We start from the raw sequence: 274 nt of genomic DNA, 5'->3' as shown, positions 1-274 counted from the left end.
AGATCGCGTCTCCGGCCTCGGACACCAGTCGCCACAGGTCCTCGGGCGACTCCACGCCGCCGGGGTAGCGGCAGCTCATACCGACGATCGCGATCGGCTGGTCGTCCAGGGATCCGGCCGACTGCACCGGCGCGGTGCCGATCGCGTCGGTCTCGTCGCCCAGCAGCTCGGCGAGCAGGAAGGCCGCCAGGGCGACCGGGCTCGGGTAGTCGAACACCAGCGTCGCCGGCAGTCGGAGACCCGTCGCGCCGTTGAGCTCGTTGCGCAGCTCGAC

Annotated in this window: 1 protein-coding gene; it reads right to left on the bottom strand. The window is 71.9% G+C overall.

The features are described from left to right. Nucleotides 1–274 (bottom strand): acyl carrier protein (locus UK12_RS35585; protein ID WP_045307368.1); only part of this gene is annotated, 274 nt, incomplete at both ends.

The sequence above is a fragment of the Saccharothrix sp. ST-888 genome, assembly GCF_000955975.1.
Classification (GTDB): domain Bacteria; phylum Actinomycetota; class Actinomycetes; order Streptomycetales; family Streptomycetaceae; genus Kitasatospora.
This window is presented reverse-complemented; position numbering and strand designations above follow the sequence as displayed.